The following is a 25,543-nucleotide window of genomic DNA, read 5'->3' on the forward strand; positions in this document are numbered from 1 at the left end:
GCCGTCATGAAAGAACGCGCCCTGGCCGGCCGGAATCCCGTTCACCTCGGATTGGTACATACGTAGGCCGTGCTCGTTCCGGCCTGTGCCGCCGGCACCTGGCTTTCTTTATCCCTCTCCTCCCCTCTCCCTGATGTCTCGTGATCCCACTGAGAAATCAGGTCCCATTTCCGGCCGTGGTAATTCTCGTGCCCATCCGTGACTTCCGCATCGCTCCCCTTCAGCTTCTTGGCCGGTGGGCGTCAGTGCGGTTCTCACGATAGGCCGCAGCCACAGGGATTTCGTTAGCGCTGAGTTCACACCTTTTTTTCCGACGCGTCTACTGGGCGAAGCTCCGGGCTTGGTGGCAGTACTCCTGACGGCGGGTTATGGCCGCCTCGATTCCTGTGGCCGGTGGCGACGACGTCCCCGAAGGACGCGGCGAGTGCTCGCGCGATCAGGTCGGGCAGTTCCGTCTGCCCGTCGTCCTCGGCCCAGCGCGTCAATGCCGTGTGCATCGCGGCCAGGCATGCGCTGGTCGCGGCCTGGGCACGGAACGCGGCGTCATGGGTAGTCGCGTCGTCCAGGCCGAGGGCGTCGACGATGGCCTGCTGGAGCGCGTACTGGCTGTCCAGATGCCGGGCCCGCAGCGCGGGCGTCGAGACCATCAGCCGGAGGCAGTCCAGCAGGAACCGCTCGCTCACTGCCGGTTCGTCCCCCTCGTCACCGATCAGCACCGTGGCCGCATCGACGAGTGCGCCACCGACGCGGCGCACCACGGGCTGCGTCGCGGGCGATGCGGCGACCTTCTCGGCGATGAGCCGGGCGGGCTGGTCGATGAGGACGAGGTCCTCCTTGGTGGGGAAGTGCCGGTACACGGTCATCGCCGAGACCCCGGCGGCCTCAGCGACTTCGGCCACCGTCACCGTGTCGTAGCCGCGGTCGGTGAACAGCCGTACCGCATGCTCCTGGATCACGCGCCGCGTCCCGGCTCGCTGCCGTTCCCTCAGCGTAGGCTTTCGCTCCGTCATATGGTAGACACTACCGCAGTGTTAGTAACTAACATGCGATGGGGTGGACGGTATGAGCGGTCAGGTCGGCAGGACGGCTTTGGTGACGGGTGCGTCGCGTGGCATCGGCCAAGCGATCGCAGCCCGGCTCGCGGCGGAAGGGGGCATGGTCATCGTGCACTTCGGCACGGACGAGAGCGGGGCGGCGGCGACGGTCGAGGCGGTGGAACGGGCTGGTGGGGCCGCCCGCGCCGTCCAGGCCGAACTGGGCGTGGACGGCGATGTCGAGACACTCTTCGCCGGTGTCGAGGACTGCTTGTCCGGCAGACCGCTCGACATCCTCGTCAACAACGCCGCGGCTGCGCCGGCCGGCCCGCTCGGCGCGACGACCCGGGCGGAGTTCGACCGCCTGTTCGCGGTCAACGTGCGAGCGCCGTATTTCATCATCGAGCACGCGATGCCCCTGCTGCGTGACGGCGGCCGGATCATCACGATCTCATCGGTGGCGACGCGGATGGCCAACTCGGCCCAGACGTCCTTCGCCATGACGAAAGCCGCGGTCGAGACGATGAGCAGGACCCTGGCCAACCAACTCGGGCCCCGGGGGATCACGGTGAACGCCGTCGCTCCCGGAGCCACCAGGACGGCGGCCAACGGAGCCGTCTTCGACGTGCCGGGCCTCGCCGAACAGATCACCGCTCTGACGGCACTCGACCGGCTGGGCGGGCCCGACGACATCGCCGATGTGGTCGCCTTCCTCGCATCCGACGCCGCTCGCTGGATCACCGGCCAGGTCATCGACGCGAGCGGAGGCCTGTTCCTCGGTCCACGCGTCTGACCGACGAGGGCGCGCGACGACCGGAGAGGACCATGGGGCCCGACATCGCCCGCATCCACCACGTGGGCCACATCGTCGCCTGGCCGCCGCATCCGTCGTCCGGACCGGCGACGACGGGTACTGGTACCAGGCAGCCGGGCACATGGTGGAAGCGGTCTGGTACGGGTGCACGGCCGCCGGACTTCCGCCGCTGCACGAGCGCCGCGAGCACCAAAACTTCTTCGCGTCCCAGATGGGCCGCGCCCTCCTCTTCGACCCGGGGCACGCGCTGTTGTACGCGGACAACGTGGAACTGCGCGCGGACCAGCGGGACTTGCTGACCGTGACCTCGTAGCCCCGACGGCCACCCTCTGACCGTCCTCCCTCCAGGGGACCCTACGCGGAGCGACGGGGATGCCCCAGGCCCGCGTCCCGCGCGAGGGCTGCTGCCTCTGTGCGAGACCGGGCGTGCAGTTTCGCCAGAACGTCGCTGACCCGATTGCGGATGGTCTTCTCGGACAGGGACAGGCTGCGGGCGATGGAAGCGTTGTCCAGGCCGCGGGAGATCAGATCGAGGGTCTCGCGTTCGCGGTCGGTGAGATGAGGAAACGGGAGGGGGGATCTGGCGGTGGGCGGAGTGGCGAAATGGGACAGGACGCGCTGGGCGATCCGGGGGCCGAAGACCGCTTCGCCGCGGGCGACACCGAGCAGGGCGCGGTGGACGTCGGCGCCGTCCGATTCCTTGAGCAGGTAGCCGCGTGCGCCGACGCGCAGGGCGGCGAACACCGAGTCCTCGTCCTCGTCCATGGTCAGGATGAGAACGGCGATATCCGGATGGGCGGTGGTGATCTGGGCCGTGGCCTCCAGGCCGTTGACGTTCGGCATACGCAGGTCCATGAGCACGATCGCCGGCCGCAGTCGGCCGGCGGCGGTGATGGCTTCGGCGCCGTCGGACGCTTCTCCGACGACCGTCACATCGGGGAGATCGGCGAGGACGGTGGCCATTCCGGCCCGGAAGACGGGATGGTCGTCGACGACGAGGACGGTGACACTCACCGCGGGTCACCTACCGGGAGGCCGGCTCGCACGAGGGTGCCTTCGCCGGGCTCGGTCGTCACCTCCAGCCAGCCTCCGATCTCGGCTGCGCGCTCCTTCATGCTGCGCAGTCCGACACCGGCCCTGTGCCTGGACGGAATACCGCGTCCATTGTCGCGGATCGACAGAATCAAGACGGTGTCCTCCATACGGGCGGTCAGTTCGAGGCGGCCGGCGGCGCTGTGCCTGACGGCGTTGGCGACCGCCTCGGCAGCGATGGCGTACGCGGCGACCTCGACGGCGGCCGGCAGACTGTGGCAGGCGCCGTCGATGCTGCTGTGACATGCCGGGGTGTCGTACCCGGCCAGCAGTTCCCGCAGGGCGCCGGGAAGCCCGAGCTGGTCGAGGACCGCGGGCCGGAGCCCCTGGACCACGGTGCGCAGATCGGCGACTGTGGAGCGGAGCCTGTCCCGAAGTGTCCTGACGCACCCCGCGAGATGGGGGTCGTCGATGCGCCGGGCGAGGGCATCGAGCTGGTGGGCGGTGCCGGCCAGGGAGGGGCCGATGCCATCGTGGAGGTCCGCGCGCAGCCGCCGTCGCTCCTCCTCACGCACCGACAGGATGCGTGACCGGCTGCGGGCGATGTCCTCGACCAGACCGGCGGCGTAGGCGAGTGTCCCGGCGCGGTCCGCGACCTCTTCGACCGCTGCCTGCTCCTTCGCCGTCCAAGGGTCGTTGACGCTTCGCCGTCCTACGCGGAGTACACCGAGTTCGCGGCCCAGAGCCCGGCAGGGGAAGGCCCGCCAGCCCGCGCCGGCCGCCGGCCTGCCGGAGGCCGCCGCTACGGCGGGGCTCTCGAAGGCCGCGTAGGGCAGCCGTAGCGCGGACCGCAAGGCATCGACGAGATGCTGCATGGCTTCCGCCGGCTCGCCGGCCGGAGCGACCCGGCGACCGACGTGGGCGACGACGGCGTACGGATCGTGGCGATGCCCGAACAGCGTCCGGTCCACGGCTGCCTGTACGGTGCCGCGGCCGTTGGCCGCGAGCAGTGCGGTGAAAGCGATCAGACAAGTCCCCGTCAGGGACCCGGGCGCGATCAGTCTCGCGCCGGCGACGACCGCGGCGTACACCCCCAGAACAAGCGCGCTGAGGACGGCGAAGACGATGGCGCGGCCGAGGACCAGCTCCACATCGAACAGTCCGTGCCGCAGCATGGCGACGGCGATGCTCGCAGGCGGGCCGAGCAGCCCCACCAGCATCACGAGATCACCGACCAGAGCCGGCTGCTCCGCGTCGTCCAACGGGAAGGCGAGGAAGGAGAACGCCATCAGCAGCCCGCCGAGCATCAGCCACTGCAGTTGAGCCCGCTCGACACCGGTCGCAGCGCGGGTACGCAGGACGAGGAAGACGGCGGCCGCGAGGGAACCGCCGAGCATGGTGGCCGCGGCACAGATGAACATCACCGTGTGCAGCCACTCCCAGCCCGCGATCCCGAGAGGATTCGGGACACCAGGGACGGGATCGGTGCCGCTGGGCCGCAGCATCGTGGCCAGCGTTCCTGTCCCGGCGACCGTGATGACAGCCCGGGCGCACGCCCGGCGCGGCGCTGTTTCCAGGCGGCCGTGCGGAAAGAGCAAGGGCACCAAGGGCGTGGCGAACCAGTAGCCGACAAAGCCCCAGCATCCGATCCAGGCTCCCACCTCCCACCCGGGAAGGGGATCCTCGGCGACGAGGCGGCTGTAACCGGCGTAGTAGGCCAGGAGATGGTACGGCCCGATCATCGCGGGCAGCAGCATCAGCCAGCAGACGGGATTACGCGGGCGGCCCCTGGCAACGACGGCGCCCACCAGCGGCCAGACAGAGCCGAGCACGAGGTCGGACCAGTACAGGGGCGTGACGGCGATGCGTTCAGCCAGCCAATCATGCACGGGCACCGTCGCCAGACAGCCCGCTGTGCCCAGGCTCGCAATGCCGTACGCGGTGTGACGCAGTGCCCGATCCCCCCGACTCACACCCACATGTTCCCGTAATGCCGGCCCTTACCGGGCGCGATCCGGCAAAACCGTCCCGGTCGTCCGGGGCCCGGGTCCCTGGGCGGCGGGACACGTCCCCCGCGACAGTCGGATCGGTAACGGACCCGCACTCACAGGGAGTTGACGCGGATGACCACCATCGATCCGGACGCCCGCCCGGGGCGCATGGCGCGACAGGACGGCGACGGAAGGGCGAAGTGGCCCCTGTACGGGGTCGGAGCAGGCGTGTTCGGAGGAGTCGCCACGCTCGTGGCGGATGTCCGGGCCGGCACGGTCGAGCGGACACCCGTCGAGGCGTCGATCCTCGACGACGTGGGGCGCTCCGTGGCGCATCTCGGTCTCGTCGCGGGGTTCCTGACGGTTCTCCTGCTCCTGGTGCTGGCCGCGGCATGGCGGCGTCAGGTCGAACCACGGGTACCTTCCAGCACCGCTGCCTATGTGGTCAGCGGCGCCTTGACGGCCTCGGCCGCAGGACTGACCTATGGCTACGGATGGAAGGGCGCCCTGGCGATCTATCTGCCGGCCGGTATGGATGAGCGGTCCTTCGGTGAGAACGGGCTGTTCGTCTACTTCATGCTCAACGACTTCGGCGGGTACATCGGCTGGCTCGGCGTCGTGGTCGCGGCTGGAGCGGTGGCCTGGATGGCGTTGCGTGAACGCACGATCTCACGGTGGATCGGTTGGTTCAGCATCGTGCCCGTACTGGCGGTCGTCCTGTTCGCGGGCATCACCGGCCTTCCCGGCTTCCAGGGTGTCGTCGGACCGGCATGGATGCTGGTCACCTTCCTCGGACTGACCTGGGGGCGCAGCGCGATCGTTCGCTGACACGGCCGGGCGGGCGGCTCACCGGCCCGTGAGCCGCCCGCCGCAGGCGCCCACGCCATCGGAACCACAGCCCTGTCCGACCTCGCGCATCAGGAGGCCCCGCATGCCGTCCACCACGAATGCCACCCGCCGCGGCGCCGCGTGTTCAGCGATTCTCATAGTCGCGCTGCTGACCGCAAGTGCCTGCGGGCCAGGCCCTTCGCCGAACGACTCCGGGGAAACGACCTACGAATACACGGAGGAGCCGACCGAGGAACCCACCGAGGAACCCACAGAGGAGCCGACCGAAGAACCCACGGAGAGCAGCGGGCTCGTCGAGGGGTCGGTCCCCGACAGCGTCGTCGGTGTCTGGTGCGGCGGCAGCAACGCCGAAGGACACTGGACGTATCAATTCTCCAATACCGGAGAGTTCATCGCGAGCAGGGGCAACGCGGGTTTCTCGGGTGTCGTCGTCAGCGACTCCCGATCCATGACCTTCCACGTGCCGGGGGAATCGCCTTTCGTATCCTCCTGGGAAGTGGTCCAGGACCCCGTCCTGGGACCTCTCCTCTTCCTCGACGGCTACAGCTACCTGCCCGGGAGCTGTGCCTCGTAGACGTCATCTCATTTGGTCGACTCGGTGGGCTGTCGATGGTGGTGGAGATCGTTGAGCGGCTGGTGCCGGATGAGTTGTGGTGGAGCGTCAGCGGTGCTTGATGCCGGCCTGGGCAGCGGGGGCGAGGGTGGGCTCGGTGAGGGGGACGTCGCCGAGGGCCTGGTCGACGGCGGCCAGGAGGTCGTCGGACAACTCCACCCCGGAGGCGGCGGCATTGGCGTGGATCTGCTCGGGGCGGGAGGCGCCGGTGATCGCGGAGGCGACCTCGGTTCGGCGCAGCACCCAGGCCAGGGCCAGGGTGGCCATGCTCATCCCCGCCTCCTGGGCGATGGGAACCAGGCGCTGCACGGCCTCCAAGGTGGCGTCGCTGTAGACGAGGTCCTGGGACACCGCCATCTCCGCGCTGGCGAACCGGCTTCCTTCCGGGACGGGCTGGCCGGGCTTGTACTTGCCGGTGAGGACGCCCTGGGCGAGCGGTGACCAGACGATCTGGGAGATGCCGTTCGCGGCGCACAGGCCGAACACCTCGGCCTCGGGGGCCTGCCACAGCAGGGAGTACTGCGGCTGGGAGGAGACGAACAGGTCGGGGCCGGCGATGTCGATCGCGGCCTGGATCTGTTCGGGGGTCCACTCGCTGAAGCCGAGGTAGCGGGCCTTGCCCTGTTCGACGGCCTTCTGGAACGCCTCGATGGTGTCCTCGATCGGGACGGTGGGGTCGAAGCGGTGCGCCTGGTACAGGTCGACGTGGTCGGTCTTGAGGCGGGTGAGGGAGGCGTCGATCTGCCGGGCGATCTGCGCCGGGGACAGGCCCTGGTCGGCCGGGTCGTCCGACATGGGGAAGTAGACCTTGGTGGCCAAGATGTAGGAGTCGCGGGGGCGGGAGGAGAGGATCTCGCCCCAGGCCGTCTCCGCGGCGCCCTGGCCGTAGACGTTGGCGGTGTCGAAGAAGTTGATGCCCGCGTCGAACGCCGCCTCGGTGCAGGCACGGGTCTGGTCGGCCTCGATGCCGCCGGAGTAGGTGAGCCAGGATCCCAGCGAGATCTCCGAGACCTGAAGGTCCGAGCTGCCGAGTGTGCGGTACCGCATGGTTGCTCCTCTGGGAACGGGTGTGTGATCAGCGTCGGCGGGCCGCCGGGTCCAGGATGACGTCGGCCGCGGGCAGTTGCGTCTGAGTCTGAAGGTGGTCCAAGGTGCGCGGGCCGATGAGGACCGAGGCGACCGCGGGATGGTTGAGCGCGAACGCGATGGCCATCTCGATCAGCGTCGTTCCGTTGTCCTCGGCCAAGTGGGCGAGGGCTTCGGTCGCCCCGAGCTTGCGCTGGTTGACCGGCAGGGACATGTCGAAAGACACGAGCATGGAGTACGGCGCCTGCTCGCACACGAACCGCTCCAGACACCGGTCGTGGGCGACCCACTGCGCTTCGACGCTCTGGCTGCCGGGGAAGGCGGACGAGCCCAGGTAGCGGACCTTGCCCTGACGCACCGGGTCCGTCAGGGCGCTCAGGGTTTCCTCGATGTCGGGTCGGTACCCCTCACAGCAAAGACTCCCAGCGCAGGGCCGGAGCGGACCTCCTGTTGATGGCCCCAGTCCGCACATCCCGGCCTCGTCGCGCCGACGGGCATCCACACTCAGATGCCGGCAGGCCGGGCTCGGGTGGTCAGGCCCGGCACGACGAGTGTGAGCCAGCGTGCGCGGGCCGCGGGGGGCTGGTCGGTGGGGGCGGTGGAGAACAGCAGGTAGATGTCGTTGACGGTGACGTCCGGGTGGATGTCCTCGTCGGCCTGACCTGCCTGGATGAGGGCGGCGACGGCTGCGCTCGCGCGCTCCTCGGTGGCCCGGTCGCCGGGTTCCGCGCCCAGGGCCTGGGCAGCCGCCTTGACGGCGCGGTCGGTCACGGATGCCTCGACCACGCGGCCGAGGAACGCGGTGAGCTCGTCCAGGGCCCGGGTACCGGCGGTGACACGCTCGAGCGCGGCCTGCGCGTCGTCGGCGACCCGGGCGACGAACTCGGCGACGACGGCCGCGACCAGGTCGGTCTTGGTGGGGAAGTGCCGGTACAAGGTGCCCACGGCCACGCCCGCGGCGGCGGCGATCTCGTCCATCCCGACCTCGGGCCCGTGCGCGGTGATCTGCTCACTGGCGGCGGCGAGGATCTTCTTCCGGTTGCGGACCGCGTCGGCGCGCGGCGCCCTGGCCTGGGTCATTGCGATGTCCCTGCCCTTCCCCTTGCATAAAAGTGAACCACGGTTCAGGATAGATGGTGAACCGAAGTTCATCTTAGTTGTGAGGACCCCGCCATGCCCACCAAGACCGCCCTCGTCACCGGTGCCTCCTCCGGCATCGGCGAAGCCACCGCCCTCAAGCTCCAGGAACTCGGATACACCGTCTACGGGGCCGCCCGCCGCGCCGACCGCCTTCAGCTGCTCGCCGACCGCGGCATCCGCCCGCTGGCCATGGACGTCACCGACGACGCCTCCATGCGCGCCGGCGTCGACCGCATCGCCGCCGAAACCGGCCGCATCGACGTCCTGGTCAACAACGCCGGCTACGGCTCCTACGGCGCCGTCGAGGACGTCCCCATGGACGAGGCCCGCTACCAGTTCGAGGTCAACGTCTTCGGCGCCCTGCGCCTGACCCAGCTCGTCCTGCCCCACATGCGTGCCCAGCACTCCGGCACGGTCGTCAACATCACCTCGATGGGCGGCAAGATCCATACGCCGCTCGGCGGTTGGTACCACGGCACCAAGTTCGCCCTAGAAGCGCTCAGCGACTGCCTGCGCCTGGAAGCCAAGCCCTTCGGCATCGACGTCGTCGTCATCGAACCCGGCGGCATCGCCACCGAATGGGGCGGCATCGCCGCCGACAAGCTGGAGAAGTCCTCCAGCAGCGGCCCCTACGCCGCCCAGGCCACCGCCGTCGCCGCCTCCCTGCGCTCCGAGGCCAACGCCAACCGCAACTCCCCGCCCCAGGTCATCGCCGACGCCATCGCCAAGGCCGTCACCGCCCGCCGCCCCAAGACCCGCTACGCCACCGGCTTCGGCGCCCGCCCCCTCATCACCCTGCGCCGCATCCTGCCCGACCGCGCCTTCGACACCGTTATCTCCCGCGCCGTCGGCGTGCCCCGCTGAACCATTCGGAAGGTGCCCGCGACACGACGTCGAGACGGCCGCTCACAGCACCTCCGTGCTCGCCGTCTCACAAGTCCTGGAACGGCCTGCCTCCTACCTTTCGGCTGATCGCAGAATCCGGCTGGCACGCGTGCCGACGGTGCGGCTGAGGCAAGCGTGCGCGTGGGGGAGGCAACCGGTTCGCCGAATGCTGGATTTCGCAGTCTCAACGGCCCCCGGAGTCCAAAGGATCAGCCATGTCCCGCATCACGTCCGACCGCCGGACCGCACACCGGGCCTGACCGGCTCTCGCCGGACAAGCCGCGGAACCGCCAGCTCATCTCCACCGCGGAGAGCTTCGTCCCGACGGGCAAGGCCTACCACAAGGTCACATGGCCGGACGCGGTACCGGCAAGGGTCGTCGTCTCGGAGAAGACCCCGTTCGACGGATCCCCCGAGGACGCCCGGCGCCGGCGGGACGCCGCCGCCACGTTCGTTCAGGACGGGCCCCACCGCATGGTCGCCACCCAGCACTGAGCCACCCAGCACTGACCCCTACATCCGGGAACAAGGCCCAGGTCAGAGACCTGGGCCTTGTTGGTGTGCGTGTTATCGGGGGCCGTCTCAGCCGACGTCAGGGAGCGGCTGGGGCGTTATCGGGGGATGTCCCTGGAGGCTGCTGCCGAGGTGTGGCTGGCCGGTGGGCGGCAGGAGGTAGGACGCCGGGGTCAGGCTGCGTGCTCCGGTGACGGTGAGGGTGGTGTCCGAGCCGAGGAGTGTGGTGAGCGCGCCGCTCCCGTCGTCCTCGCCCAGCGCCGCGACGGTCAGGTCCTTCCGGCCGTCGCCGTTGAGGTCGCTGAGCAGCAGCCGGGAGCCGAAGCCGTCGCCGGCCTCGTTGTCGCCGGGGACGCCGTCGGTGCCCTGGTCGAAGACCTGGCGGTCGGTGGTCGTGAGCCCGATGGAGCCGCCGTACATGACGGTCACGTGCCCGGCGTCGGCGACCGTGTCGGTGTCGGTGTCCTCGTTGGGATCGCCGACGGCGAGGTCGTCGTAGCCGTCGCCGTCGATGTCACCCGCAGCGAGTCCGGCGCCGTACCGGTCGTACAGGTCGCCGTCACCCGGGGTGTCGAAGTCGTCCTGGGTGAGGGTGTACCTCTCGACGTCGTCCACCGTCCAGGTGGGGTCGGTCTGGGAAACGGGGCGGCCCGGGACGTAGGTGATCTCGCCGCCGTTCCCGCCCTCGCGGCCGAGGACGATGTCCCCGTAGCCGTCGTTGTCGAAGTCCCCGAACACCGAGGAGTAGCCACCGCGGGAGCCGACCTGCAACGGCGTCGGGTCCAGGCCCAGCGTGCTCGCGTCACCACCGCTGCGATAGAGCTGGGAGTGGTTGAACAGCAGGTCGTCCGCGCCGTCGCCGGTGACGTCGCCGGCGGTGAGGGCGACGACCTCGCCACCCCAGGAATTCAGGTTGCCCAGCGGATAAGTGCCGCTGTCAGCGCCCTCTTTGGTGATACCGCCCGCGTACAGCCAGGCCTGGGCCGAGGTGTTGCCGGCGGCCAGGTCGTCCTTGCCGTCGCCGTTGAAGTCACCCGCGGCGAGGGTCCGGCCGTGGGCGTCCTGATCGGTGCTCGTGGGATCGGCGAGCCTGGCACTGCCCGACAGGCCGGTCGGCGAGCCCCACAGGATCTGGACGATACCGGCGTCCTGGTCGTCCCCGACGTCCTCGCCCGGGGTGCCGGTGGCGAGATCGGCGAAGCCGTCGTCGTTGAAGTCGGCGATGGCCACGGAGAATCCGAAGTGGTCACCTGCTTCGGCCTGCCCGCCGACTCCCTTGGAGTTCTGGCTGATCGTGACTCGTTCGGCCTGGGTGACGCCCGCGCCGTCCGCGGAACCGTAGGCGACGGTGACGGCCCCGGCACCCGCCGTGCCGTCGACCGTGGCGTCGGGGGCGGAGGCGGCGAGGTCGACATGACCGTCGCCGTTGAAGTCGCCGTAGCGGCCGGAGACCGACGCACGGTCGGCGGTCGCCGCGACGGCGCTGCCCGCGACGGTGGGCACCAGCAGACCGCCTGCCAGTGCGGCGACCACGACGGCGGTTGCCATGCGGTGGTCGCGTCCGCGTCTCGGCAAGCTGTGTCTTTCGCGCTCGGGCGAGCGGCGTATCGCTTGTTCAGACGAGCGGTGTCTTGCTTCTTCAGATGTCACGCGATGTCTCCCAGTGTGCATACGCGTTGACCCCAGTCGGGGGATCCGTGGACCTGGCGTGGGGGGTGGGAGAACGAACGTCGGTGCAGGTGGTCGTTCGGCCGACTGTTGATCATGGATGAGGCGGGCCCAAAGATAGCTCACAGATTCGCCGCTGTCCCGCGATCATCGGCTCGCGCACCGGTGCGGGCCGGCCTCAGACTTCGAGCTGGGCCTCGATCCTCCTCAGCTGGTGGCGGGCCATCGCCAGGTTGGCGCGTCCGGCGTCCAGGACGAGGTAGAGGAAGAGGCCGTTGCCTCCCTGGCTCCTGAGCAGCCGGATCAGGTGGTACTGGGTGCCCAGGGTGATGAGGATGTCCTCGATCTCGTCCTTGATGCCGAGGAGTTCCATGGTGCGCAGCTTGGCGCGGACGACGTCGGTGTTGCCGGCCGCCGCCACGTTCAGGTCGAAGCTGTTGCTGCCTCCGACGGTTCCCAGCGCCATCCCGCTGGTGTAGTCGACGAGCGCGGCGCCGGTCGCGCCCTCGATCGATGAGAGGGCTTCCTTCAGCGCTGCTTCGGTGTTCGCCATGACGTGCTGTTCCTTTCGGACTGGTGCCGGCCTCGCGTGTTTCAGGCCTGTGCCGGGCTGTGGTGCGGAAAGCGGTGTGCGGGTGCGGAGAGAGGCGTTCGGTCTACGTGCTCGGCGCCTCCCCGGTGGCCGTGCGCGGGGCGCCGGCGCCGGTGCCGGTGCCGTCGGGCCGCGGTGAGGGAGTCCGTACGGGCAGAGGGCCGCTGCCGGTGGTGGTGGGGGTTGTGGGCGGTGGCTGTCTCGGGGCGCGGTCGGGCCGCTGAACGGCGGTCTGCAGCAGTTCGCCGATGCGGTTGCCGGAGCGGCGCCCCTCCAGGTGCAGCCGGCCGACGTTCACCCGTCCCTCGGCGACCAGCGTCAGCACGGCGGACGGGCCGGCGGCGTAGGTGGCCACATAGCCGTGCGCACCGCGGACGAGGAGCTCGCGGAAGTCGCCCTGCCCGGTGGCGTCGGTGAGCCGCAGGGCCACGCCCTGGGCGGCCGCGGTGAGGGCGGCCAGCCCTTCCGGTTCCACCCCCCGGATGTCCTGCGCCAGCACGAGGCCGTCGACGCTGGCGGCGAGGGCGCCGGTCAGTTGCGGCAGGCGGGCCCGGAGGCTGTGCAGTTCGTCGAGGACTTCGGCCTCGGCCGCCATGAGCTGTCTCCTCTCGGCGCGCTGTCTGATCGCGCGGATCACAGGGCCTCCAATGCGTTCTTGATTCGGCGCAGCAGGGCGGCGTCGGGGCCGGCCGAGGTTCCCGGAAGGCGGGCGGGCCCGGTGGCGGGTCGCGGTGGTCGCCGGGCCGCGGCCACGATGCCGGCGGCGGCGAGACGACGGACCTCGACGAGGGTGTGGAAGGCGGGGCGGCCCAGGACATGGGAGATGTCGGATGCCGTTCGCGTCCCGTCCACGTGCTCGAGGACCGCGTGCTGACGCCGTGGCAGGCGGGTGTCGAGGGGGAGACGGGTGCGTACGAGCGGTTGGGTGTCCGTCTCCTCCTCGAACCAGATCTCGCGCAGCAGCTCCCGCCGGCGCACCGTCTCGCGCTGCACCGCGCCGACGGGCACGGGACGCACCGCCCCCAGCCAGTGCGCGACCCCGTGCCGGAACCGGGCTGTGCCGCCGCCCGGCCCGAGCACGAAGAACGCCGCGTCGTACAGCGCCCCGAGGTGGCACAGTTCCAGCGCGCCCTCGGGGAAGTGGCCGCTGTCCACCAGGAACCGGCCCACCCGCTGTCGGGGCCCGGCCTCGGTGAGGGCCTCGGACCACTCCTCGGGTGACAGGGCGCCGCCCGCGGTGAGCAGCACGTCGATCCCGGGCGTGTGCGGGCTCTCCGCGTGTATCACCTGGCCGTCGGCGAGATAGAGAGTGCCGCGTTCCCGCATGAGGGAGCCGGTGGCCTTCTCGCCGGCGAGCCGGTCCAGCATCGGCGAACCGAGCAGAGCGGGGCCGGGGCCTGGCCGGGATATGCCGGAGGAGAGCGTCCGCAACGTTGTCATCCCAATACGAGCTGCCGCGCCAGGTCGTGCAGCCGGATGCGGGCCAGAGCGAGGTTGCCCTCGCTGCGGCCGAGCCACAGATGCAGGAAGACGCTGCTGTCGAACGTGGTGCGGACGAACTGGAGGAGGTGGTAGCTGTCGCGGTTGCTGACGATCAGGTCCTCTACGGGGGTGTCGTCGCCGGACCGGTCGGACCAGTCGGAGCCGTCGGCGGGGGCGAAGGACTGGTACTCCGCCGCGATCCGGGCGAGTTCCGCCGCCTCGGCCGCCGCGACCTCGTGGTCACCGCCCGGGGACTCCCCTGCCGTGCCCAGAGCCAGGCCGCTGGTCCAGTCGACCACGGCAGCGCCGCGGGCGCCGGGCAGCTTCATGGCCTCCAGCAGACACTCGTCGATTCCGGGCAACGAGGACTCCTCTCCCGGTGTGCGTCGAAGGAATCATGCAGAACCTAGACTCCGGATGTGGAGCAGTTGTGACTACTTCGTCGAATTGCCGTGGAATGTGAGACCGATGGGTAGCTTCCGTTGACTATTTGAGGTTTCGTCAGGCGGTTTTCACACAGGCGCCCAGACGCCCTGACGCGCAAACGCTCAGACGCCCCCCGCCGAGTTGTCCGCGGACTCCCCCGGGATTGTCCGTGATCGGTAACGGAGGGATCCCGGGGCCGCCGCTTCTCGTCATGCCAGTTGGTCGCACGGTGACCGGGCATCGGCGAGGAACTGCTGGAGAGCGGGGCGGACATGGCACGGCACGGTGGCGGGCGGGGCTGGTACGGCAAGGTGATCGGGGCGGCGCTCGGGGTGACGCTGCTCGCCACCGGTGCCTCGGTGTGGACCGCGCAGGCCGGTGCCACGGACGGCTCGTCGCCGAAGGCGAGCGCGTCGGCCAGGCCGGGCGGTGACGTCAAGCCGGTCGCGGAGAGCATCGTGCACGCCTCGGACAAGGGGGCGCGCGGCGTCAACATCACCATCGACGACGGCCCCGACCCCGTGTGGACCCCGGAAGTGCTCGACGTGCTGCGGGAGTACGGGGTGAAGGCCACGTTCTGCATGGTGGGGACGCAGGCACAGGCCCACCCGGACCTCGTGAAGAAGGTGGTCGCGGACGGGCACCGGCTGTGCGACCACTCGGTGTCGCACGACACCACCATGGACAAGAAGTCCGAGGCCTACCAGTCGCGGCAGATCCTCGACGCCGAACGCATGATCACCAAGGCGTCCGGGGGCGTGCGGCCGATGTACTACCGGGCGCCCGGCGGGGCCTTCACCCCCTACAGCCGCAAGCTGGCCGCCTCCCGGGGCATGCGCCCGCTGGGCTGGAACGTCGACTCCAAGGACTTCGAGCGGCCGGGCACGGACGCCATGGTCGCCACCGTCGAGCGGGAGCTGCCGAACGGGCCGACGATCCTCTTCCACGACGCGGGCGGCGAACGTTCCCAGACCGTCGAGGCCCTGCGCCGGATCCTGCCCTGGCTCAAGGAACAGGGTTACTCCTGCGGCTTCCCGGTGCGCTGAGGAGCACGACCCAACGCTTTCCATTCGGGTCATTGTGGATAGGGGTGTAACACGGCAGGGCTCACAGGACGCAGGGATAGGCAGAAGCGGGGCGACGAACCGGATTGCATTTCGGTGTCCGGGGCGAGCGTGCCGACAGGACAACGCGTCAGATCGGATTCCTTGTGAGTAACATCGACCCGGCTCCCGGATATCAGACGTACAACCAGCCCACAGGCCCGGAGCGCCCCGTACGCCAGCAGGACGGCGCACGCCGTGCGGCCCTCACGATCTGCACGATCGCCGACATCGCCGCGGGTCTGCTCGGTCTCTGGATCCTGCTGTTCCTGCTCGACGCGAACCAGGCGAATGTATTCGTCGAGTTCGTACGGGGAACGGCGGATTTGCTGGCCTGGTGGTCGCAGGACATTTTCACGATGGACACAGAGGGCCTACGCGTTGTCCTCAATTACGGCCTTCCGGCCGTCATGTATTTGCTGATCGGTCACGGAATCGCCGCACGTCTCAACCGAGCCTGACCGCATACCCGCGCGGCCGCCAACCCCGACCCGGTGCTCGGCACGGAAGTTGGCGGCCTCGGGCGCGGACGCCCTCGCGTTGGCGGCCCGACGTGTCTCAGCCGGCGGCCTTGGCGATGATGCGGGACATCTCCTCCTGGCCGAAGGCCCGCAGGGTCGTGGTGCGGACGTTGCCCACCCCGCCGAGCTGCAGCAGAGCCGCGGTGGCGGTTTCGTCGTCGGGCGCTTCGACGACGGCCATGAGGTCGTACGGACCGACGGTCCAGTAGATGCTCACCAGCTTCGCCCCGAGCTTCTGCACCCCCGAGGCGAAGGCCTCGGCACGCTTCGCCGTGTCCTTGTAGTTCCGGATCCCTTGATCGGTCCAGTTCAGCAACGTGACATACGTCGGCATGATCTTTTCACCTTCGTGAGGGAACACATCGCGGGACCAATTCTGGACAGAAGCCCAGAAACTCGCACAATATGTGCGCCCGAAATGGGTCATGCGAGCGCGGCCCTCCCCGTTCAGGTGATTTTCGTCAAGTAAGCCACTTGGCTGGACTTACTATCCCGTCTCGTGACAGACAGGCAGACCCGGAGCGCGGCCGACGTGGTCATCCTCGGGGCCGGACCGGCCGGGCTCGTGCTCGGCAATCTTCTTCAGAGGCGTGGGGTCGACTGCGTCGTCCTGGAGCGTGCGGAGCGCGCGTATGTCCAGACTCGGGCGCGCGCCGGGTTCCTGGCGGCGAACACCGTACGGATCCTGGAGCGGCACGGGCTGGCCGAAGGGCTGCACCGGCACGGGCGGGCGCACAGCACGTGTGAGTTCCGCACCGTGGACGGCCGGTTCCGGCTGGACTACAGCGGGCTCGGACGCGGTGAGCGGCACACCGTCTATCCCCAGCAGCGGCTGGTCACCGATCTGTTGACGCGGTTCCTGGCCGCCGGGGGCCGGGTCGAGTTCGCCACCGAGGCGCTGGCCGTCCTCGACACCGACACCGATCGGCCCTCGGTGACCGTGCGCGAGGCGGACGGGCGGCCCGGGCGGTGGCGGGCGCGGTACGTGGCCGGGTGCGACGGGCGGCACGGTGCGGCCCGGCGCTCGCTCCCGCCCGGCTCGGTGCGCCGGCACCACTGCGATCACGGCGTGACCTGGCTCGGACTGCTCGCCGAGGCGCCGCCCAGTCTGGACGCCGTCGGGTACGCGGTGCACGAGCGGGGCTTCGCCGGGCACATGGCGCGCACGAGCGAGATCACCCGCTACTACGTGCAGTGGGAGCGCGGCACCCCGGCCGATGCCTGGTCCGAGGAACGGATCTGGGACGAGCTGGAGCTGCGGATGCGGGGAGCGGATTACGGCCCGCTGCACCGCGGCCGCTTCGCAGAGCGAACCGTCGTCGACCTGGAGTCCGACGTGCTCGAACCGCTGCGGCACGGTTCGCTGTTCCTGGCGGGCGACGCCGCCGGCCTCGTCAGCCCGTGCGCGGCGAAGGGCGCCAATCTCGCGGTCCTGGAGGCGGAGATCCTCGCCGACGCCCTGGCCGACGGCCTCGTCCACGGCGATTCCGGGGGGCTCGACGCCTACTCCGCGCGGTGCCTGCCGTACATCTGGCGCGCGCAGGAGTTCTCGCACTGGATGATCCGGTTGCTGCACGGCCCGTCCGGCTCGGACGGCACCTCCCTGTTCCACGACTCCCTGCGGCGCTCCCGCATCGCTTCGCTGCGTACGTCCCGCAGCCACCAGGACTGGTTCGCCGAGCACTACGTCGGCGTCTGAGGTCCGCTCCTCCGCGTTCTCCTTCCTTTCCCGCGTCATCCCAGATCTGAATGAGGATCCCCGCAATGATCACGACGTTGTCGGGCGACACGTCCCGCCTGCTCGCGACGGTCGACTTCGTCAAGGAGCAGGACACCGCCGCCCTGCTCCCGCTCCTGTTCCCCGGGCTCGACGGTCCGGAGCTGCGGGCTCTCGTGGAGCACTGCCGCTTCTCCCATGCCGCGCTGCTCGTCTTCCCGTCGGACGAGGCGGGGTTGCGTGCCATGCTCACCGACTGCGGGCTGGTCGCGGCCCTGCCGGCGCGACCGAGTGTGGTCGTACGCGAGCGGCTGGCCGTACGGCATCGGCGACCGGCGTCCGAGCTGGACATCGGCATCCTGCGCCCCGCGGTGGCCTGCGCTGACGGGGAGCACCGTACGGTCGAGGTGTTCGCGCTGACCGTGCCGCCGGGATCGGGGCTGGAGGAGATCGCCGCGTGCGAGCGTGAACGGCAGCACGAGGCGCACGTCGCCTTCGAGGTCGTGGCGCCCGATCCGCTGGTGCTGCGCGGCCTCACCTCGGCCTTCGCGCGCTACGGGGCCACCCCCGACGGCGGCGGCTACAACCCGCACGAGAACGGCACGGTCTTCTACTTCGGCGCGGCCGCGGGGGCCAAGGCCGGATACCGGCGCGTGGAGCTGTACGTCCCCGGCGACCACCGCGACCTGCTCGCCGCCCACCTCGACGAGCATCGCGCCGGACAGCCCGCCGAAACGCTCCTGCGCCTGCTGACCGGGGCGTGGACGACACAGGCGCTGGCCGCGTTCACCGAGCTCCGGGTGCCCGACGCCATGGATGTGGAGCGAGGGGTCGACGTCGGGGAACTGGCGCGGGCGATCGGCGCGCGGCCTCGGAACCTGGCGACGCTGCTGCGCTACCTCACGATGCTGGGCGCGGTGGCGGAAGGCCGCGACGGCTTCCGGCTCACCGAGCTGGGCGCACTGCTGCGGGCCGGCGCCCCGGGGTCGATGCGGGCGCTGGCGCTGATGTACGGCGGCCCGTTCTACGAGTCCTTCGCCGGGCTCGGGCACACGGTGCGCACCGGACAGGTGGCCTTCGAGCACCTCTTCGGCGAGAACCACTTCGACCATTTCGCCCGCGACCCCCGGCTCGCGGAACTCTTCGACCAGTCCATGGCCGCCGGAGCCGCCATGTTCGACCCGGTCCCCACGCACCCGGCGCTCACCGCGGCGGCCGAGGCACCCGCCGGGGCCACGGTGGTAGATGTCGCGGGCGGCAACGGGGAGCTGCTCGGCCGCGTCCTCGCCGCGCACCCGCGCCTGAACGGGGTCCTGCTGGAGCGTCCACACGCTGTTGAAGCCGCCCGCCGCCGGCTCGAGGAGAGCGGCCTCGGCACCCGCTGCGCCTTCGTGGCCGGCGACTTCGCGGACGTGCCCGCGGGCGGCGACGTCTACGTCCTGTCCCGGGTCCTGCACGACTGGGACGACGAGCGCTGCCGCGAGATCCTGCGCCACTGCGCCCGCGCGATGCCCGAGCACGCCGATCTGCTCGTCGTCGAACGCGTACTGCCGTCCGACGGCTCGGTCTCGCTGGCGACCGCGTGGGATCTCCACATGATGTGCAACGTCGGCGGGCGCGAGCGGCAGGCCGGCCACTACGCCAGGCTGTTCGCCGACGCCGGCCTCGCCCTGGTGGACCAGACGCCGCTGCCCCTGGACGGCAATGTGCTGCACGTCAGGAAGGGCCGGCGTCAGCCGATGGGTGCCGGCATCGGCCGGACGTCGTAGTCGAGGCGGATCGTGTCTCCGGTGGCGGGGTCGGACAGTTCCACGCTCCAGGCTTCGGCGAACTGGTCGACGCCGGGGGTCATGGGGATGGTGCCGGAGATCAGGACGGTGCCGGGCGTGAGCGCGTCGCGTGCGCGCAGGACGTCGACCCAGTAGGCCGGCGTGAGGAGTTCGGCGAGGGTGCCGTGCTGGATCTCCGTCGGCTTGTCGCCGTGGGTCACCCAGGCGCGCAGGGTGAGGTCGTCGAGGCGGGACTCCACGTCGGCCAGGCGCCAGGCGCGGCGGGCGAGGACGTCGGGGCCCGCGTTCTTGCTCCAGGCCACGCCGTGCACCTCCAGGTCGCGGTCGGTGTGGTCGCAGGCGGCGGTCAGCAGCAGCTCCCCGCCGTCCGCCACGACGAGCGCCCACTCCGCCTCGCCCGAGGTGTGCGCGTGCTGCGCGTGGACCCGGTCGGTCTGCTGGGCGAGGTAGGGGGAGACGGGGTAGAGGGCGGGCGTGACGGAGGGGCCGGGCACGCCCAGCTCGGCGAGTTCCGCGACGTGCGCGGCGACGTCCTCCTGGCTGCGTCCGGCATACCCGGCGTTGAGGACCTGGACGACGTCGACCTCGCGCGTCGATCCGTCGGGCAGTTCGAAGGTCAGTACGGCCATGAGGCACTCCCAGAGATCGGGTCCGCAGATCGGGTACGAGGTGAAGTTCTCGTCGCGCGGGGGTTGCGCATACGACCTGTATACAAGAAGTATGCCGGAAGGTCGATGTCCCCCGACGTCCCCGAGCAGTCCCCGAGCAGTCCCCGAGCAAGGATGGGAACCATGTCCGACACCCCGAAGGACGACACGAAGGACGACGCCAAGGCGTCAGGCAGGCACTCCGGCGTCCGCCGGGCCTTCGTCGCGAGCCTCACCGGCACCGCGCTGGAGTGGTACGACTTCGCCGTCTACTCCGCCGCGGCCGCCCTGGTCTTCGGCGACCTGTTCTTCCCCTCGGAGGACCCGCTCACCGGCACGCTCCTGGCGTTCTCCACCTACGCGGTCGGCTATGTGTCACGCCCGCTGGGCGGCTTCGTCTTCGGCCGCCTCGGTGATGTGATCGGCCGCAAGAAGGTGCTGATCGCCACGCTGGTCCTGATCGGCGCGGCGACGTTCCTGATCGGCGTCCTGCCCACGTACGCGACGGCCGGAGTGGCCGCCCCGATCGCCCTGGTCGTGCTGCGCTTCGCGCAGGGCGTCGGCGTCGGCGGCGAGTGGGGCGGTGCCGTACTGCTGTCCAGCGAGTTCGGGGACCCACTCCGCCGCGGCTTCTACGCCTCCGCCGCCCAGGTCGGCCCGCCCGCCGGAAACCTGCTGGCCAACGGCGTCCTGGCCGCCCTCGGCGCACTGCTCACCGAGGCGCAGTTCGAGTCGTGGGGCTGGCGTGTGGCGTTCCTGTTCTCCGGCGTGCTCGTCGGGTTCGGGCTGTGGATCCGGGCGAAGCTCGAGGAGACCCCGGTGTTCAAGGCGATGGAGGCCGAGCGATCCCGGCCGGAGGCGCCCATCCGCGAGGTGTTCACCACCCAGCCCCGTGCCCTGCTGGCCTCGATCCTGTGCCGGGTGGGCCCCGACGTGCTGTACGCCATGTTCACCGTCTTCGTCCTCACGTACGCCACCCAGGAACTGGGCATGTCACGCGGCTCCGCCCTCGCGGCCGTGCTCATCGGCTCCTCGATCCAGGTCTTCCTGATGCCGCTGGCCGGCGCCCTCTCCGACCGGGTCAACCGCCGTCTGCTGTACGGCGGTGCCGCGGTGGCCGCCGGTGTGTGGCCGTTCGTGTTCTTCCCGATGATCGGCGGCGGCACCTGGCTGCCACTCGCCACGGGTGTCGTGGTGGGCCTGGTGATCCACTGTTGCCTGTACGGCCCGCAGGCCGCCTTCATCACCGAGCAGTTCGAGCCCCGGCTGCGCTCCACCGGCTCGTCCCTGGCCTACACCCTGGCCGGGATCATCGGCGGCGCCGTCGCCCCGCTGCTGTTCACCAGCCTGCTGAGCGCCTACGGCACCTGGGCGCCGCTGGCCGTGTACATCGCCCTCGCCTCGGGCGTCTCCCTCGTCGGCGTCTGGCTGGGGCGCGACCCCGAGGCCGCCGTCGACGAGGACGCCGCGCTCGCCGCGCCGAAGGCGGACACCGTCCCTACCCGCCTCTGAGGAGGACGCACCGTGCAGATCGCCCTGAGCCAGCTCACCACCGGCCCCGACCCCGAGAAGAACCTGCTGCTCATCGAGGAATGGACCCGGCGGGCGGCGGACGCCGGAGCCCGTGTCGTCGTCTTCCCCGAGGCGTCGATGGCCTGCTTCGGCACCCCACTGGCACCGCTCGCCGAGCCCCTGGACGGACCGTGGGCCGACGGCGTGCGGCGGATCGCCCGCGACACCGGCACGGTCGTCGTGGCCGGTATGTTCACCCCGGCCGACGGAGGCCGGGTGACCAACACCCTGCTCGCCACCGGGCCCGGGGTCGAGGCGTCGTACGACAAGATCCACCTCTACGACGCCTTCGGCTTCCGTGAGTCCGACACCGTCGCCGCGGGTTCGGCCACGACGGTCATCGACGTGGACGGCGTACGGCTGGGCCTTGCCACCTGCTACGACATCCGCTTCCCGGAACTGTTCCGGGCGCACGCCGACGCCGGAGCCGTCGCCACACTGCTGGCCGCGTCCTGGGGCGCGGGGCCGGGAAAGCGCGAGCAGTGGGAGCTGCTGGCACGGGCCCGGGCGCTGGACGCCACGGTGTGGCTCGCCGCCGTGGACCAGGCGGACCCCGGCGCGGGCACCGGCCCGGGTTCCGCCCCGACGGGGATCGGGCACAGCCTCGTCGCCGGACCCGACGGGACCGTACGGCACGCGCTGGGCGCCGAGCCCGAGCTGCTGGTGGCGGACCTGGACATCGACGAGGTCGCCGCGGTCCGGCAGCGGACCTCCGTACTGGCCAACCGGCGCCCGGAGGTGTGGCGATGAGCAAGCCCGAGCTGGAGTTCCACCTCCCCGACGGCCCATGGCGGACCCCGGCCGGCGCCGCCCCGGGCGTCGAGGAGCGCGTCCTGGCCGACGACCCCGGGCGTGGATCCCGTACGGCGCTCGTCCGCTGGGCGCCGGGTACCGACACCTCGGCGGACGGTGTGACCCGCCACGACTTCTGGGAGGAGGTCTACCTGGTCGAGGGAGCGATGCACGACGTGACGCTCGACCGGACCTTCACAGCGGGCATGTACGCCTGCCGCCCGCCCGGAATGCCGCACGGCCCCTGGACCTCCCGGGACGGCGTCACCATGCTGGTGATCACCTACCCGGACACCCCCTGGCCCACCGCTAGCCCGCGAGCCTAGCCCGCGAGCAGCACCTTGAGCGTCGACTCCAGGTGGTGGTCGATGGCGGCCCACGCGGCCTGCGCGTCACCGGCTTCCAGGGCCTCCAGGATGGCCTCGTGCTCCTCCAGCACCGCTTCCTGGCGGCCCTGCTGGTTGAAGAGGGCGACCACTCCGGCCCGGACCTGGCGGCTGCGCAGGCCCTCGTAGTGCCGGTCGAGGAGGGCGTTGCCGACGGCGGAGACCAGGGCCGCGTGGAAGCAGTGGTCCACGGCGATGAACTCCCGGGCCTGGTCGGCACCGGTGAGTTCGCGCTGCCGTTCCAGCAGGGACCGCAGCTCGGCGACCGGTGCTCCCCCACCGGAGACGAGCTGCTGGGCGGCGTACCGCTCTACGATGCCCCGCAGCTCCATGAGCTCGCGGATCTCCCGCCCCGTCAGCGGCGACACCCGGGCGCCCCGCTTGGGCACCAGCTCGACCAGGTCCTCGGCGGCGAGTTGCAGCAGCGCTTCCCTGATGGGCGTGCGGGAGACACCGATCCGGTCCGCGAGCTCCTGCTCCGACAGAAAGGCGCCCTGCATCCCGGGATCCGTCAGGACCGTGTCCTTGAGATACGCGTACGCCTTCTCCCGACCGGACGTCACGGCAGCCCCCAGCTCTCGCATACACCTTGTATACGGACGCTACCACGGGCTTCCGAGAGCGGGAGGTCGTCGGGGAGGACACGGAATGCCTGGTGCCGGTCCGAGGGCCGTACGGCCACTGTCGGCGCGTGTGAAGCTGTATGACCTGCTCGCCCAGAACAAGTCGAACAGCCTGTCCCGCAACAGCGGTGACGGCAAGGGGTCGTTCGGCGGTACGAAGATCGCAACGGGCCGGCAGGGGTACTGCATGAGGCTGTTGACGCAACTCCGCTTCACTCGGCTTCAGTACACCAAGGTGAACATCTGGCAGGACCCGGACGCGGCGGCGTTCGTGCGGTCGGTCGCTGAGGGGAACGAGACTGTGCCCACGGTGACCGTGGCCGGGCGAGCCATGGTGAATCCGTCGAAGCGGGAGCTTCTGGAAGCGGTCGAGGCCTACGCGCCGCATCTGCTGCGCAAGAGCGGCTGACGGCGTCGGTAGCAGGCGAGTTGCGGGCAACAGGGCTCCGCAAGCACCCGTTCGAGGGACCGTTGTCCTTGACCGGGGTGCTCAAGCGATGTCCTGGCCCTCGGAGGCGCCACTATGGGGCCAAGCAGCAACGAGGACCAGGAGGTACCGCAATGACTGTGGCTCCAACTCGCTCTGTATTGTCCATCGCTCGCCCGAGGGACTGGGCGGCCGTGCTGATCGTCATCGTGATCGTCTATGCGCCGGCGGCGCAGATCCAGGACATTCTGACCAGTCTCATCGCCCTGTCAGGAGTTCTCGTCTCGGGGTCGGCGGTGCGGGCCGTGGCCGAGCGGCAGCGGCCGACGACCGTCTGAGGACGGGCCGGGCTCGAATCTCCGCCAGACCAGAGGGCCGGACCACGGTGTGGTCCGGCCCTCTGTGCGTGACGAACGGCGGGCGGCTCCGGCTCAGTGGCCGGCCGCGCTGGCGTCGCGGCGTCGGCGGCGGAGAGCCGCGGCGTAGGTCGTCAGACCGCCCAGGACCAGGGCCAGGCTGGCGGCGATGATCAGGTGAGCGGTGGAGGAGGTGCCGGTGGCCGCGAGGGACGCCGCCCCGGTGACGAGTCCGGTTCCGGTACCGCTGAGGTAGTTCACGATCGATTTCCTCTCGGCGGCCTCGCGGCCGCGTCGGATCAGGCAGATGAGTCAGGCGGATCAGGAGAGCCGGGCGCTGAAGACGCCTGGCGCTGCGGTCACTTCCAGGCCGAGACGCGGGTGGCGTACGACTTCACGACCGAGGAGGCGAACCAGTAGGCGCGCACGGTGGAGAACACCAGCCCGGGCAGCATCAGTACGTCGACCAGGACGCCCTTCCAGCCGAGATGGCGGGTGCGGAAGGCGGCGTACACGATCCAGAAGGCGACCAGGCACAACCAGACCGGGTCCATGACGAAGCCCGAGTCGGCGATCACGCCGGTCCAGACGGCCAGCCACCCCAGCGTGTAGAGGAAGCCGACGAAGCCGAGCACCATGCTGGTGATGGAGAACCATGTGTACTTGGTCCAGCCGCGGCGCCGCAGGGTGTCGACCGTGCCGCGTCCCCAGCGTTCCCGCTGGCCGATCAGCTCCCGCAGGGTGGGCATGAGGTCGGTGTAGGCGATGCAGTGCTGGTTGGCCGTGACCTTCCAGCCCACTTCCTTCAGCGCGAGCGTCGTCTCGTAGTCCTCCACGAGATTGGCGTGGTCCTCCCAGAACACCTCGCCGCGCCAGCGCAGGAGGCTCAGCAACGCCTCGGTGCGGTAGAAGGAGCCCGCGCCCGACATGCTGTGGATGCCGAAGCGGTAGCGGCCGCGGGCGTAGCGTCGGTACTCCATGATCTGCATCCCCAGCAGATAGCGCTGCCAGAGGTTCTTCCACAGTCCGGTGCGGCCGAGGCAGGTGGCACTGAGGCCGCCCAGCCGCCGGTCGGAGGCCATGACGTTGCGCGCCCGTTCCAGGAACTTCGGGTGCAGGCTGGTGTCCGCGTCCATGACCAGCAGATACTTCGCGGTGCCCGCGAGCCCGCCGGATGCGCTGTGCAGCCAGTCGATGCCGTGATTGAGGGCACCGGCCTTCTTGTGCGGGTTGTCCGGAAGGTTGAAGACGACCGTGCGCGGCACACCGGGACGGTCGGCGAACCGGCGGGCGAACTCCTCGGTCCGGTCGGAGGAGTTGTTGACCACGATGACGATCAGGTCGGGTGGTGTGCTCTGCGCGGCGAGTGATTCCAGCGCGAGCAGAACGCCGTCCTCCTCGTTGCGGGCGGGGAGGATCACGGCGGTCTCCATCAGCGGGGCCGCCCCCTGGGTGACCAGACGTCGCCGGTGGGCGCCTTGCGT

Annotated in this window: 30 protein-coding genes; 14 read left to right on the forward strand and 16 right to left on the reverse strand. The window is 70.3% G+C overall.

Annotated features, from left to right (window positions below):
* Window positions 1-296: 296 nt before the first annotated feature.
* Entirely contained in the window at window positions 297-1,010 is a 714-nt protein-coding gene (locus ACFT32_RS21555) for a TetR/AcrR family transcriptional regulator (RefSeq protein WP_382491504.1), read from the reverse strand.
* 52 nt (window positions 1,011-1,062) lie between these two features.
* Here ACFT32_RS21555 and ACFT32_RS21560 point away from each other — a divergent pair, with 52 nt between their 5' ends.
* Together ACFT32_RS21560 and ACFT32_RS21565 are read left to right on the forward strand one after the other, a co-directional pair.
* Window positions 1,063-1,827, forward strand: coding sequence for an SDR family NAD(P)-dependent oxidoreductase (locus tag ACFT32_RS21560; RefSeq protein ID WP_382491507.1), 765 nt, complete (start codon window positions 1,063-1,065; stop codon window positions 1,825-1,827).
* Between the two features lie 142 nt (window positions 1,828-1,969).
* Window positions 1,970-2,161, forward strand: a complete 192-nt coding sequence (locus tag ACFT32_RS21565) for a hypothetical protein (RefSeq protein WP_382491509.1) — start codon at window positions 1,970-1,972, stop codon at window positions 2,159-2,161.
* Window positions 2,162-2,202: 41 nt separating this feature from the next.
* Here the strand turns inward: ACFT32_RS21565 and ACFT32_RS21570 are convergent, their stop codons facing one another.
* Window positions 2,203-2,862 (reverse strand): response regulator, encoded by a 660-nt coding sequence (locus ACFT32_RS21570; RefSeq protein WP_382491512.1) that lies wholly within the window; start codon window positions 2,860-2,862, stop codon window positions 2,203-2,205.
* Window positions 2,859-4,775, reverse strand: coding sequence for a sensor histidine kinase (locus ACFT32_RS21575; protein WP_382491515.1), 1,917 nt, complete (start codon window positions 4,773-4,775; stop codon window positions 2,859-2,861). Before ACFT32_RS21575 ends, ACFT32_RS21570 begins: the two co-directional genes overlap by 4 nt.
* 228 nt (window positions 4,776-5,003) lie before the next feature.
* Here ACFT32_RS21575 and ACFT32_RS21580 point away from each other — a divergent pair, with 228 nt between their 5' ends.
* Together ACFT32_RS21580 and ACFT32_RS21585 are read left to right on the forward strand one after the other, a co-directional pair.
* The gene (locus tag ACFT32_RS21580) at window positions 5,004-5,699 is read left to right on the forward strand and encodes a hypothetical protein (RefSeq protein ID WP_382491518.1); all 696 of its coding nucleotides are present in this window, start codon (window positions 5,004-5,006) and stop codon (window positions 5,697-5,699) included.
* A 103-nt stretch (window positions 5,700-5,802) separates the two neighbouring features.
* A complete protein-coding gene (locus ACFT32_RS21585; RefSeq protein WP_382491521.1) occupies window positions 5,803-6,294 on the forward strand; it encodes a hypothetical protein in 492 nt (163 codons plus the stop codon).
* An 87-nt stretch (window positions 6,295-6,381) separates the two neighbouring features.
* Here the strand turns inward: ACFT32_RS21585 and ACFT32_RS21590 are convergent, their stop codons facing one another.
* The 3 genes from ACFT32_RS21590 to ACFT32_RS21600 form a co-directional block, all read right to left on the reverse strand.
* The gene (locus ACFT32_RS21590) at window positions 6,382-7,380 is read right to left on the reverse strand and encodes an aldo/keto reductase family protein (protein ID WP_382491524.1); all 999 of its coding nucleotides are present in this window, start codon (window positions 7,378-7,380) and stop codon (window positions 6,382-6,384) included.
* Window positions 7,381-7,408: 28 nt separating this feature from the next.
* Window positions 7,409-7,777 carry an aldo/keto reductase gene (locus ACFT32_RS21595; RefSeq protein ID WP_382491527.1) on the reverse strand — a complete coding sequence of 123 codons (369 nt, stop codon included), beginning with the start codon at window positions 7,775-7,777 and terminating at the stop codon, window positions 7,409-7,411.
* Between the two features lie 146 nt (window positions 7,778-7,923).
* The gene (locus ACFT32_RS21600) at window positions 7,924-8,499 is read right to left on the reverse strand and encodes a TetR/AcrR family transcriptional regulator (protein WP_382491529.1); all 576 of its coding nucleotides are present in this window, start codon (window positions 8,497-8,499) and stop codon (window positions 7,924-7,926) included.
* A gap of 93 nt (window positions 8,500-8,592) precedes the next feature.
* Between ACFT32_RS21600 and ACFT32_RS21605 the strand changes: the two genes are divergently transcribed.
* Window positions 8,593-9,423 carry an oxidoreductase gene (locus ACFT32_RS21605; RefSeq protein WP_382491531.1) on the forward strand — a complete coding sequence of 277 codons (831 nt, stop codon included), beginning with the start codon at window positions 8,593-8,595 and terminating at the stop codon, window positions 9,421-9,423.
* A 603-nt stretch (window positions 9,424-10,026) separates the two neighbouring features.
* On the opposite strand, the gene ACFT32_RS21610 is transcribed toward ACFT32_RS21605, so the two are convergent.
* The 5 genes from ACFT32_RS21610 to ACFT32_RS21630 form a co-directional block, all read right to left on the reverse strand.
* Window positions 10,027-11,505: an FG-GAP-like repeat-containing protein gene (locus tag ACFT32_RS21610; protein ID WP_382491534.1), complete on the reverse strand. Its 1,479-nt coding sequence runs from the start codon at window positions 11,503-11,505 to the stop codon at window positions 10,027-10,029.
* A gap of 298 nt (window positions 11,506-11,803) precedes the next feature.
* On the reverse strand, window positions 11,804-12,178 hold the full coding sequence (locus ACFT32_RS21615) for a hypothetical protein (RefSeq protein WP_382491536.1): 375 nt from the start codon (window positions 12,176-12,178) through the stop codon (window positions 11,804-11,806).
* A 103-nt stretch (window positions 12,179-12,281) separates the two neighbouring features.
* A complete protein-coding gene (locus tag ACFT32_RS21620; protein ID WP_382491539.1) occupies window positions 12,282-12,812 on the reverse strand; it encodes a roadblock/LC7 domain-containing protein in 531 nt (176 codons plus the stop codon).
* A 38-nt stretch (window positions 12,813-12,850) separates the two neighbouring features.
* Window positions 12,851-13,585, reverse strand: a complete 735-nt coding sequence (locus tag ACFT32_RS21625) for a transcriptional regulator (RefSeq protein WP_382492719.1) — start codon at window positions 13,583-13,585, stop codon at window positions 12,851-12,853.
* Between the two features lie 68 nt (window positions 13,586-13,653).
* A complete protein-coding gene (locus ACFT32_RS21630) occupies window positions 13,654-14,061 on the reverse strand; it encodes a hypothetical protein (RefSeq protein WP_382491542.1) in 408 nt (135 codons plus the stop codon).
* A 336-nt stretch (window positions 14,062-14,397) separates the two neighbouring features.
* Here ACFT32_RS21630 and ACFT32_RS21635 point away from each other — a divergent pair, with 336 nt between their 5' ends.
* Together ACFT32_RS21635 and ACFT32_RS21640 are read left to right on the forward strand one after the other, a co-directional pair.
* Window positions 14,398-15,171 carry a polysaccharide deacetylase family protein gene (locus ACFT32_RS21635; protein WP_382491544.1) on the forward strand — a complete coding sequence of 258 codons (774 nt, stop codon included), beginning with the start codon at window positions 14,398-14,400 and terminating at the stop codon, window positions 15,169-15,171.
* A gap of 164 nt (window positions 15,172-15,335) precedes the next feature.
* Window positions 15,336-15,689: a hypothetical protein gene (locus ACFT32_RS21640; protein WP_382491547.1), complete on the forward strand. Its 354-nt coding sequence runs from the start codon at window positions 15,336-15,338 to the stop codon at window positions 15,687-15,689.
* A 97-nt stretch (window positions 15,690-15,786) separates the two neighbouring features.
* Here the strand turns inward: ACFT32_RS21640 and ACFT32_RS21645 are convergent, their stop codons facing one another.
* A complete protein-coding gene (locus tag ACFT32_RS21645) occupies window positions 15,787-16,083 on the reverse strand; it encodes a GYD domain-containing protein (RefSeq protein WP_382491550.1) in 297 nt (98 codons plus the stop codon).
* A 198-nt stretch (window positions 16,084-16,281) separates the two neighbouring features.
* Between ACFT32_RS21645 and ACFT32_RS21650 the strand changes: the two genes are divergently transcribed.
* Both ACFT32_RS21650 and ACFT32_RS21655 read left to right on the forward strand, forming a co-directional pair.
* On the forward strand, window positions 16,282-17,448 hold the full coding sequence (locus ACFT32_RS21650; protein ID WP_382492722.1) for a 4-hydroxybenzoate 3-monooxygenase: 1,167 nt from the start codon (window positions 16,282-16,284) through the stop codon (window positions 17,446-17,448).
* A gap of 65 nt (window positions 17,449-17,513) precedes the next feature.
* Complete coding sequence (locus tag ACFT32_RS21655; protein ID WP_382491553.1) at window positions 17,514-19,235, forward strand: methyltransferase; 1,722 nt, start codon at window positions 17,514-17,516, stop codon at window positions 19,233-19,235.
* Here the strand turns inward: ACFT32_RS21655 and ACFT32_RS21660 are convergent.
* Window positions 19,199-19,885, reverse strand: a complete 687-nt coding sequence (locus ACFT32_RS21660; RefSeq protein ID WP_382491556.1) for a DUF2848 domain-containing protein — start codon at window positions 19,883-19,885, stop codon at window positions 19,199-19,201. The two genes, ACFT32_RS21655 and ACFT32_RS21660, sit on opposite strands and share 37 nt — an antisense overlap.
* A gap of 162 nt (window positions 19,886-20,047) precedes the next feature.
* Between ACFT32_RS21660 and ACFT32_RS21665 the strand changes: the two genes are divergently transcribed.
* Genes ACFT32_RS21665 through ACFT32_RS21675 form a run of 3 tightly spaced genes read left to right on the forward strand, consistent with a single transcriptional unit; the run spans window position 20,048 to window position 22,593 of the window.
* Window positions 20,048-21,415 carry an MFS transporter gene (locus ACFT32_RS21665; RefSeq protein WP_382491558.1) on the forward strand — a complete coding sequence of 456 codons (1,368 nt, stop codon included), beginning with the start codon at window positions 20,048-20,050 and terminating at the stop codon, window positions 21,413-21,415.
* 12 nt (window positions 21,416-21,427) lie between these two features.
* The gene (locus ACFT32_RS21670) at window positions 21,428-22,225 is read left to right on the forward strand and encodes a carbon-nitrogen hydrolase family protein (protein WP_382491561.1); all 798 of its coding nucleotides are present in this window, start codon (window positions 21,428-21,430) and stop codon (window positions 22,223-22,225) included.
* Window positions 22,222-22,593, forward strand: a complete 372-nt coding sequence (locus ACFT32_RS21675) for a cupin domain-containing protein (protein ID WP_382491563.1) — start codon at window positions 22,222-22,224, stop codon at window positions 22,591-22,593. The genes ACFT32_RS21670 and ACFT32_RS21675 overlap by 4 nt, the downstream gene beginning before the upstream one ends.
* On the opposite strand, the gene ACFT32_RS21680 is transcribed toward ACFT32_RS21675, so the two are convergent.
* A complete protein-coding gene (locus tag ACFT32_RS21680) occupies window positions 22,590-23,237 on the reverse strand; it encodes a GntR family transcriptional regulator (protein WP_382491565.1) in 648 nt (215 codons plus the stop codon). The genes ACFT32_RS21675 and ACFT32_RS21680 overlap by 4 nt on opposite strands.
* A gap of 109 nt (window positions 23,238-23,346) precedes the next feature.
* Between ACFT32_RS21680 and ACFT32_RS21685 the strand changes: the two genes are divergently transcribed.
* Together ACFT32_RS21685 and ACFT32_RS21690 are read left to right on the forward strand one after the other, a co-directional pair.
* The gene (locus ACFT32_RS21685) at window positions 23,347-23,685 is read left to right on the forward strand and encodes a glutaredoxin domain-containing protein (RefSeq protein ID WP_382491566.1); all 339 of its coding nucleotides are present in this window, start codon (window positions 23,347-23,349) and stop codon (window positions 23,683-23,685) included.
* Window positions 23,686-23,897: 212 nt separating this feature from the next.
* On the forward strand, window positions 23,898-24,041 hold the full coding sequence (locus ACFT32_RS21690) for a hypothetical protein (RefSeq protein WP_382491567.1): 144 nt from the start codon (window positions 23,898-23,900) through the stop codon (window positions 24,039-24,041).
* A 93-nt stretch (window positions 24,042-24,134) separates the two neighbouring features.
* Here the strand turns inward: ACFT32_RS21690 and ACFT32_RS21695 are convergent, their stop codons facing one another.
* Window positions 24,135-24,320 (reverse strand): hypothetical protein, encoded by a 186-nt coding sequence (locus tag ACFT32_RS21695; protein WP_382491569.1) that lies wholly within the window; start codon window positions 24,318-24,320, stop codon window positions 24,135-24,137.
* Between the two features lie 98 nt (window positions 24,321-24,418).
* Window positions 24,419-25,492 (reverse strand): glycosyltransferase, encoded by a 1,074-nt coding sequence (locus ACFT32_RS21700; protein WP_382491571.1) that lies wholly within the window; start codon window positions 25,490-25,492, stop codon window positions 24,419-24,421.
* Window positions 25,493-25,543: the final 51 nt, after the last annotated feature.

It is taken from the genome of Streptomyces sp. NPDC057002 (assembly GCF_042673825.1).
In the GTDB taxonomy this organism is placed as follows: Bacteria; Actinomycetota; Actinomycetes; order Streptomycetales; family Streptomycetaceae; genus Streptomyces.

Excerpts from the sequence above, each read along its gene's own strand:
- ACFT32_RS21645 (WP_382491550.1), bottom strand. The coding sequence starts at position 16,083 with ATGCCGACGTATGTCACGTTGCTGAACTGGACCGATCAAGGGATCCGG.
- ACFT32_RS21660 (WP_382491556.1), bottom strand. The coding sequence starts at position 19,885 with ATGGCCGTACTGACCTTCGAACTGCCCGACGGATCGACGCGCGAGGTC.
- ACFT32_RS21590 (WP_382491524.1), bottom strand. The coding sequence starts at position 7,380 with ATGCGGTACCGCACACTCGGCAGCTCGGACCTTCAGGTCTCGGAGATC.
- ACFT32_RS21560 (WP_382491507.1), top strand. The coding sequence starts at position 1,063 with ATGAGCGGTCAGGTCGGCAGGACGGCTTTGGTGACGGGTGCGTCGCGT.
- ACFT32_RS21680 (WP_382491565.1), bottom strand. The coding sequence starts at position 23,237 with ATGCGAGAGCTGGGGGCTGCCGTGACGTCCGGTCGGGAGAAGGCGTAC.
- ACFT32_RS21610 (WP_382491534.1), bottom strand. The coding sequence starts at position 11,505 with ATGGCAACCGCCGTCGTGGTCGCCGCACTGGCAGGCGGTCTGCTGGTG.
- ACFT32_RS21585 (WP_382491521.1), top strand. The coding sequence starts at position 5,803 with ATGCCGTCCACCACGAATGCCACCCGCCGCGGCGCCGCGTGTTCAGCG.
- ACFT32_RS21655 (WP_382491553.1), top strand. The coding sequence starts at position 17,514 with ATGATCACGACGTTGTCGGGCGACACGTCCCGCCTGCTCGCGACGGTC.
- ACFT32_RS21665 (WP_382491558.1), top strand. The coding sequence starts at position 20,048 with ATGTCCGACACCCCGAAGGACGACACGAAGGACGACGCCAAGGCGTCA.
- ACFT32_RS21605 (WP_382491531.1), top strand. The coding sequence starts at position 8,593 with ATGCCCACCAAGACCGCCCTCGTCACCGGTGCCTCCTCCGGCATCGGC.
- ACFT32_RS21675 (WP_382491563.1), top strand. The coding sequence starts at position 22,222 with ATGAGCAAGCCCGAGCTGGAGTTCCACCTCCCCGACGGCCCATGGCGG.
- ACFT32_RS21580 (WP_382491518.1), top strand. The coding sequence starts at position 5,004 with ATGACCACCATCGATCCGGACGCCCGCCCGGGGCGCATGGCGCGACAG.
- ACFT32_RS21565 (WP_382491509.1), top strand. The coding sequence starts at position 1,970 with ATGGTGGAAGCGGTCTGGTACGGGTGCACGGCCGCCGGACTTCCGCCG.
- ACFT32_RS21625 (WP_382492719.1), bottom strand. The coding sequence starts at position 13,585 with ATGCTGGACCGGCTCGCCGGCGAGAAGGCCACCGGCTCCCTCATGCGG.
- ACFT32_RS21700 (WP_382491571.1), bottom strand. The coding sequence starts at position 25,492 with ATGGAGACCGCCGTGATCCTCCCCGCCCGCAACGAGGAGGACGGCGTT.
- ACFT32_RS21615 (WP_382491536.1), bottom strand. The coding sequence starts at position 12,178 with ATGGCGAACACCGAAGCAGCGCTGAAGGAAGCCCTCTCATCGATCGAG.
- ACFT32_RS21600 (WP_382491529.1), bottom strand. The coding sequence starts at position 8,499 with ATGACCCAGGCCAGGGCGCCGCGCGCCGACGCGGTCCGCAACCGGAAG.
- ACFT32_RS21555 (WP_382491504.1), bottom strand. The coding sequence starts at position 1,010 with ATGACGGAGCGAAAGCCTACGCTGAGGGAACGGCAGCGAGCCGGGACG.
- ACFT32_RS21620 (WP_382491539.1), bottom strand. The coding sequence starts at position 12,812 with ATGGCGGCCGAGGCCGAAGTCCTCGACGAACTGCACAGCCTCCGGGCC.
- ACFT32_RS21635 (WP_382491544.1), top strand. The coding sequence starts at position 14,398 with ATGGCACGGCACGGTGGCGGGCGGGGCTGGTACGGCAAGGTGATCGGG.